This window comes from Stenotrophomonas sp. HMWF003 (assembly GCF_003061285.1).
Lineage (GTDB): Bacteria > Pseudomonadota > Gammaproteobacteria > Xanthomonadales > Xanthomonadaceae > Stenotrophomonas > Stenotrophomonas maltophilia_AP.
In genome coordinates this window covers 1-6,805 of sequence record NZ_QAIW01000229.1, presented here as the reverse complement: position 1 = coordinate 6,805, position 6,805 = coordinate 1, and the positions used below count along the sequence as shown (strand labels likewise).

Annotated in this window: 6 protein-coding genes; 4 read left to right on the top strand and 2 right to left on the bottom strand. The window is 68.4% G+C overall.

Annotation, left to right across the window (positions count from 1 at the left end; all coding sequences use genetic code 11):
• Window positions 1-903: GAF domain-containing protein (locus DBR34_RS22485; RefSeq protein WP_343125610.1), on the bottom strand; the 903-nt coding region annotated here is incomplete at its 3' end.
• A 253-nt stretch (window positions 904-1,156) separates the two neighbouring features.
• Between DBR34_RS22485 and adh the strand changes: the two genes are divergently transcribed.
• The 4 genes from adh (at window position 1,157) to DBR34_RS09370 (ending at window position 4,682) form a co-directional block, all read left to right on the top strand.
• Window positions 1,157-2,686, top strand: coding sequence for an aldehyde dehydrogenase (gene adh / locus DBR34_RS09385; RefSeq protein ID WP_128096588.1), 1,530 nt, complete (start codon window positions 1,157-1,159; stop codon window positions 2,684-2,686).
• An 86-nt stretch (window positions 2,687-2,772) separates the two neighbouring features.
• A complete protein-coding gene (gene adhP / locus DBR34_RS09380; RefSeq protein WP_128096587.1) occupies window positions 2,773-3,801 on the top strand; it encodes an alcohol dehydrogenase AdhP in 1,029 nt (342 codons plus the stop codon).
• Between the two features lie 67 nt (window positions 3,802-3,868).
• Window positions 3,869-4,246, top strand: coding sequence for a DUF779 domain-containing protein (locus tag DBR34_RS09375; protein WP_128096586.1), 378 nt, complete (start codon window positions 3,869-3,871; stop codon window positions 4,244-4,246).
• Window positions 4,247-4,265: 19 nt separating this feature from the next.
• Window positions 4,266-4,682, top strand: a complete 417-nt coding sequence (locus DBR34_RS09370) for a hypothetical protein (RefSeq protein ID WP_258223779.1) — start codon at window positions 4,266-4,268, stop codon at window positions 4,680-4,682.
• 32 nt (window positions 4,683-4,714) lie between these two features.
• On the opposite strand, the gene ligD is transcribed toward DBR34_RS09370, so the two are convergent.
• On the bottom strand, window positions 4,715-6,805 hold a 2,091-nt coding region (gene ligD, locus DBR34_RS09365; RefSeq protein WP_128096585.1), incomplete at its 5' end, for a DNA ligase D.

Below are 6,805 nucleotides of genomic sequence, written 5' to 3'. Positions count from 1 at the left end.
CACCCTGGCACCGCCGGCCGGGCTCAGGTGCCCGTACAGCGCGCGGCCCTGGCGGTCGACCAGCGCGCCATCGTCGTGCAGCCGCGACAGCGGCCCATCGAACAGCGCCGCGTAGGGCGCCCTGCCGATGTCGCCATGGTCCAGCCCGAACAGGGCCAGTCCGGCGCGGTTGGCGGCCACCAGGCGGCCATTGCGGAAGCCGAGCACGCCTTCGCGCGCGGTCCCCAGCAGGCCGGCGTCGTGGTGCAGGCGGACCACCTCGCAATCGCTCAGCCCGGCCTCGAAATAACGGTGCTCGATGTGCGCCACCGCCTGCCGCGCCAGGACGCGCGCATGCAGGTGCTGCTGGCGTGCGTCGCCGGAGATATCCAGTACCCCCACGCGCTGCCCGTAGGGATCGAAGATCGGCGTGGCCGAACACGTCAGGATCGCGTGCGGGGCGAAGTAGTGCTCGCCACCGCGCACCTCCACCGAGCGGCCTTCGACGATCGCGGTGCCGATCGCATTGGTGCCCACCGTGGTTTCATCCCAACGCACGCCCGGCATCAGGGCCACGCGCCCGGCCTTGTCGAGGAACGCCGGGTTGCCCTCGGCGTCCAGAATCCAGCCCGCTTCGTCGGTCAGCAGCGCGATGCTGCCGGTCGCGGCGATGTCGGCGGCCAGGCCATCCAGCTCCGGCCGTGCCAGCCGCCACAGCGTTTCCTGCCGCTGGCGCAACTCGCGCAGGCGTGCGTCCGGCAGCGGCTCGACGTCCGGCTGCGCATCCACCGACAGCCCGCCGCGCTGGCAGCGCTGCCACGACTGCAGGATGGTATCGGGCACGATGCCGATCGGCGCCGCGCCGCGCTCGAAAAACGAGCGGCGTGCGTTGCCGACACGGTGCTGGAGCGGACGCTGGGACACCTGGATTCTCCAGTGTCGCAATCTGCGACAGTTGTAGCGGGGCCTGTTCCGATAAACACCACACCCGGCGTTACCGTGCAATGACCTTGCGTGGTGCACCGCATCAGTTTCAACGGCCCCGCCCAATCCGTGCGCCGGGCCGCCCCATGCCGCAGCGCACCACTCCGAACCTGGCACCGTCCTTGCGCCATGCAACAGACCCTTGCAGGCCTGAGCCTTGCGGGCCTGTCCACTGCCATCCGGAGATGTACCCATGAATGCCGTCACGTCCGCCAAGCCGCACGCCACCGACCCGCAGTCCATCTTCAAGCCGCGCTACGGCAACTACATCGGCGGGGAGTGGGTGGCGCCGCGCAGCGGCCAGTACTTCGAGAACACCACCCCGGTCACCGGCAAGGTCTTCACCGAGGTGGCCCGCTCCAACGCCGAGGACATCGAGGCCGCGCTGGATGCGGCGCATGCCGCCAAACGCGCCTGGGCCGACACCTCCACCACCGACCGCGCCAACCTCCTCAACAGGATCGCCGACCGCATCGAGGCGAACCTCGAGCTGCTTGCGCATGCCGAGACCTGGGACAACGGCAAGCCGATCCGCGAAACACTCAACGCCGACATCCCGCTGATGGCCGACCACTTCCGCTACTTCGCCGCTGCGGTGCGCGCGCAGGAAGGCAGCCTGTCGGAGATCGACAAGGACACCATCGCCTACCACTTCCACGAGCCGCTCGGCGTGGTCGGGCAGATCATCCCGTGGAACTTCCCGATGCTGATGGCCGCCTGGAAGCTGGCCCCGGCACTGGCCGCCGGCAACTGCGTGGTGCTCAAGCCGGCCGAACAGACGCCGGCCTCGATCCTGGTGCTGATGGAGGTGATCGGCGACCTGCTGCCGAAGGGCGTGCTCAACGTGGTCAATGGTTTCGGCGTGGAAGCGGGCAAGCCGCTGGCGTCCAACCCGCGCATCGCCAAGATCGCCTTCACCGGTGAAACCACCACCGGCCGGCTGATCATGCAGTACGCCAGCCAGAACCTGATCCCGGTGACGCTGGAGCTGGGCGGCAAGTCACCCAACATCTTCTTCGCCGACGTGATGGCCGAGGACGACGATTTCCTGGACAAGGCCATCGAAGGCTTCGTGCTGTTCGCCTTCAACCAGGGCGAAGTGTGTACCTGCCCGTCGCGCGCGCTGATCCAGGAGTCGATCTACGAAAGATTCATGGAACGCGCGCTCAAGCGCGTGGCCGCGATCAAGCAGGGCAACCCGCTGGACCCCAACACCATGGTCGGCGCGCAGGCGTCGTCCGAGCAGTTGGAAAAGATCCTGTCCTACTTCGACATCGGCAGGCAGGAAGGCGCGCAGGTGCTGATCGGCGGCGAGCAGGCCAGCCTCGACGGCGACCTGGCCGGGGGCTTCTACGTGCAGCCCACCGTGTTCAAGGGCCACAACAAGATGCGCGTGTTCCAGGAAGAAATCTTCGGGCCGGTGGTGTCGGTGACCACCTTCAAGACCGAGGAAGAGGCGCTGGAGATCGCCAACGACACGCTGTACGGGCTGGGCGCGGGCGTATGGAGCCGCGATGCCTCGCGTCTGTACCGCATGGGTCGCGGCATCCAGGCCGGTCGGGTGTGGACCAACTGCTACCACGCCTATCCGGCGCATGCCGCGTTCGGCGGCTACAAGCAGTCCGGCATCGGCCGCGAGAACCACAAGATGATGCTCGACCATTACCAGCAGACCAAGAACCTGCTGGTCAGCTACTCGCCGAAGAAGCTGGGCTTCTTCTGAGCCCGCGCCCTGCTTGATCACGATCAAGGCGCCGGCATGAGGCCGGCGCCACAGTGCTGTCATTGGCAATCCACGGAGATCCACGCATGAACAAGACCATGAAGGCCGCGGTCGTCCGCGAATTCGGCAAGCCGTTGCGCATCGAGGAAGTGCAGGTGCCGCGCCCCGGCCCGGGCGACATCCTGGTGAAGATCGAAGCGTGCGGCGTATGCCATACCGACCTGCATGCGGTCGACGGCGACTGGCCGGTCAAGCCCAACCCGCCCTTCATTCCGGGCCATGAAGGCGTGGGCCACGTGGTCGCGGTGGGCGCAGGCGTCACCCATATCCGCGAGGGCGACCGTGTCGGCATTCCGTGGCTGTATTCGGCCTGTGGCCACTGCGAGCACTGCCTGGGCGGCTGGGAAACGCTGTGCGAAGCGCAGCAGAACACCGGCTATTCGGTCAACGGCGGCTTCGCCGAGTACGCGTTGGCCAATGCCAACTATGTGGGCCTGCTGCCCAAGGGCATCGGCTTCATCGAGGTCGCACCGATCCTGTGCGCCGGCGTCACCGTGTACAAGGGCCTGAAGGTCACCGATACCAAGCCCGGCCAATGGGTGGTGATCTCCGGCATCGGCGGGCTGGGCCACATGGCGGTGCAGTACGCCAAGGCGATGGGCTTGAACGTGGCCGCCGTGGACATCGACGACGGCAAGCTCGCCCTGGCCGAGCGGCTGGGTGCCACGATCACCATCAATGCACGCACTACCGACCCGGCCGCGTTCCTGAAGAAGGAGATCGGCGGCGCACACGGTGCGCTGGTCACGGCGGTATCGCCGAAGGCCTTCGAGCAGGCGCTCGGCATGGTCCGCCGTGGTGGCACGGTGTCGTTGAACGGCCTGCCGCCGGGCGATTTCCCGCTGGACATCTTCGGCATGGTGCTCAACGGCATCACCGTGCGCGGCTCGATCGTGGGCACCCGCCTGGACCTGCAGGAATCGCTGGAATTCGCCGAGCAGGGCAAGGTCGCGGCCACGGTCACCAGCGATTCGCTCGAGAACATCAACGACATCTTCGCGCGCATGCACGCCGGCAAGATCGAAGGCCGCGTGGTGCTGGACCTCAACGCCTGACGCACAAGGCAGGCCGCACCCGCACCGGTAGTGCCGGCCGCTGGCCGGCTCCCAGGAACCCCCAACGATGAACACCCAACCGCCCCAGGTAACCGCCACCCTGGCCGCACTGCAGCTGATCCACACGCTGCACGCCCGCCACGGACCGCTGTTGTTCCACCAATCCGGGGGCTGCTGCGATGGCTCCTCGCCGATGTGCTTTGCCCAGGGGGATTTCATCGTGGGCGACCGCGACGTGCAGCTGGGCGAGATCGGCGGTGCGCCGTTCTACATCAGCGCGTCGCAGTTCGCGTACTGGAAGCATACCCAGCTGATCATCGACGTGGTGCCCGGGCGCGGCGGCATGTTCTCGCTGGAAAACGGCGAGGGCGTACGCTTCCTGGTGCGCTCGCGGCTGTTCAGCGATGACGAGTTCGCGCAGCTGAAGGACGCCGGCAAGGTCTGACCCCACGCAGGCGTCCATAATGGGCACCGTCCCGTTGCCCTGGATCGCCATGTCCGCGTTGTCGCTTGCCAAGACCGTCGTGCTGTCCGTGCTGTGCTTGGTGGTGGCGCTGTTCGTGCTCGGCATGGTCAGCGGCGCGGCCGGCTGGATCGCGCCTTGGATCGGCCTGGCCGACGGCGGGCAGCCGCGCCTGGCCTGGGACCTGGGCTGGACCATTCTCGGCGGCCTGGCCGCCACCGCGTTCGCCGCGCGCTACGCGCCGACGCTGCCTTACGTACACGGCGGCGTGGTGTGGGCGGTGATCGCCGCCGCCTCGGTCTTCGCCGCCTGGGACCTGGGCAGCGACTTCCCGTTCTGGTTCGTGCTGGTGCTGCTGCTCTCGCTGCCGCTGCAGGCCGTCGGCATCTGGCTGGGCGCGCGTTATCGGCCACAGTAGGGCGACCGGCCGTTGGCGCACGCCTTACGGCGTCACGCCCCCGGCAGCACCTGCTTCACCGCGTCGATCCCGTCCCACGGATCCTGCTTCAGGCGCTGCGCCCGCTGCAGCGCCTTGGCCATGGGGAACGCATCGGCCGCCGTGATGCGGCCCAGCTCTTCCCAGCGCAGCGGCACCGCCACGCCTGCACCGGGCCGCGCGCGCAGTGACCAGGAACTGACACTGGTGGCGCCCCGCGCGTTGCGCAGCCAGTCGATGAAGATCACCCCGGTGCGCTTGGCCTTGCTCATCGTGGCCACGTAGCGGTCCGGCGCATGTTCGGCCATGGCCTGCGCGAACGCCTCGCAGAAGTCCTTGGCCTGGGCCCAGTCGGCCTTGGGCTGCAACGGCACCACCACGTGCACGCCCTTGCCCCCGGACAGCCGCACGAAGCTCTGCAGGCCGGTGTCCAGCAGCCGGTCGCGCACATCGCGTGCGGCCGCCTTCACCTGCGCCCAGCTCACCCCGTCGCCGGGGTCCAGGTCGAACACCAGCCGGTCCGGATGCTCTGGATCGGCCACGGTGGCGCCCCAGGGATGCAGCTCCAGGGTGTTCATCTGCACCAGTTGCAGCAGCCCGGCCACGTCTTCGATGTACAGGTAATCTTCGCGCCCGCTCTTCTGTTCCAGCGGTATCGCGCGCACCGCCTCGCCCAGTCCGGTGCCGTGGTGTTTCTGGAAGAAGCAGGGCTTGTCCACGCCGTCCGGGCAACGCAGCACCGACAGCGGCCGCGCTGCAACTTCGGGCAACACCCAGCGCGCCATCTGCCGGTAGTAGTCGGCCACCTCGCCCTTGGTGATCTTCGTCTTGGCGAACACCACCCGCTCGGGATGGCTGATGCTGACGCCATCGGGGGCGTCGCCTGCCGCCTGTGCATCGGCCTTGGCCTTGCGCGTTGTCTTGTTCATGCCCTTGGCCTTCTCCGTCGCCTGGCCTGCCGCGCCCAGGTCGCCGGCAGACTTGTCCTCGCGCAGCCGTTTGAAGCTGGCCTGGCGCAGCAGCCCTTCCTTGGCCCAGCCGCGGAAGGCCACCTCGGCCACCAGCACCGGTTTCACCCAATGCACGCTGCGCGCCTTGAACGGCACGTGCGCGGGCAGGTCCACCCCCGCGTCGGCCACGGCCAGCGGCTTCAGCTGCCGGGTGAGCGCGCCCAGCAGCGCATCATCGAACCCGGTGCCGACCCGCCCTACGTAGCGCAGGCCGCCCTTGTCCGGGGTGGCCATCAACAGCGAGCCGAAGCCGCTGCGCGCGCCCTTGGGGTCGGTGTAGCCCACGATCAGGAATTCGTCGGTGCTCTCGTGCTTGATCTTGATCCACGCCGGCGAGCGCGCGTTGACGTAGGGCGCGTCCACACGCTTGCTGATGATGCCCTCGAACCCGGCCTCGCCACTGGCGGCAAACACCGCCGGTCCATGGTCAAGCACGTGGTCGCTGTAGGCCAGCGTGCCCGGCCCCGGACCGATCAGCTCCTTGAGCAGTGCCTTGCGCTGCAGCAGCGCGCTGCGGCTGATATCCACCCCGGCGATGCCGGGCATGTCGAACACCACGTAGCGCAGCGGCTGTTTGGCAGTGCCGTCGATGACCTTCTGCAAGGCAGTGAAATCGCTGCGGCCCTGCGCATCAAGCACCACCAGCTCGCCGTCCAGGCGCACGTCGCGCACCGGCAACGCCGCGATGGCCTGCACTACCTCGGGAAAATCGTCGGTCCAGTTCAGGCCGCCACGCGAGCGCAGCGCTACCACCCCGTCGTTGACCTCGGCCAGCAGGCGGTACCCGTCCCATTTGATCTCGTGCAGCCAGCCGTCGCCGTCCGGTGCGGTGGCGCGGTGGTCGGTCAGCTGGGGCTTGAAGCCGGGCGGGTAAGGGGCGTCGCGCGCGCCATCCAGCGCCAGCGCGCGGGTGCGCCAGCGCGCATCGGCCTTGCGCGCGGGCGTGGCCGTGCGTTTGCCGGCCTTGGCTGCAGCGCCGGTGGGTGCGCGCTTGGTCGCTGCCGCACGCGTGCGGGCGGTGCCACGTGGCGGCGGTGTGTCCAGCATGTCGTCGGCCTCTGCGTCGCGTGCCTGCGCATCGTCGCGCTTGATCAG

Coding starts and splice junctions, on each gene's coding strand:
- adh (WP_128096588.1), top strand. CDS start 1,157: ATGAATGCCGTCACGTCCGCCAAGCCGCACGCCACCGACCCGCAGTCC.
- adhP (WP_128096587.1), top strand. CDS start 2,773: ATGAACAAGACCATGAAGGCCGCGGTCGTCCGCGAATTCGGCAAGCCG.
- DBR34_RS09375 (WP_128096586.1), top strand. CDS start 3,869: ATGAACACCCAACCGCCCCAGGTAACCGCCACCCTGGCCGCACTGCAG.
- DBR34_RS09370 (WP_258223779.1), top strand. CDS start 4,266: ATGGGCACCGTCCCGTTGCCCTGGATCGCCATGTCCGCGTTGTCGCTT.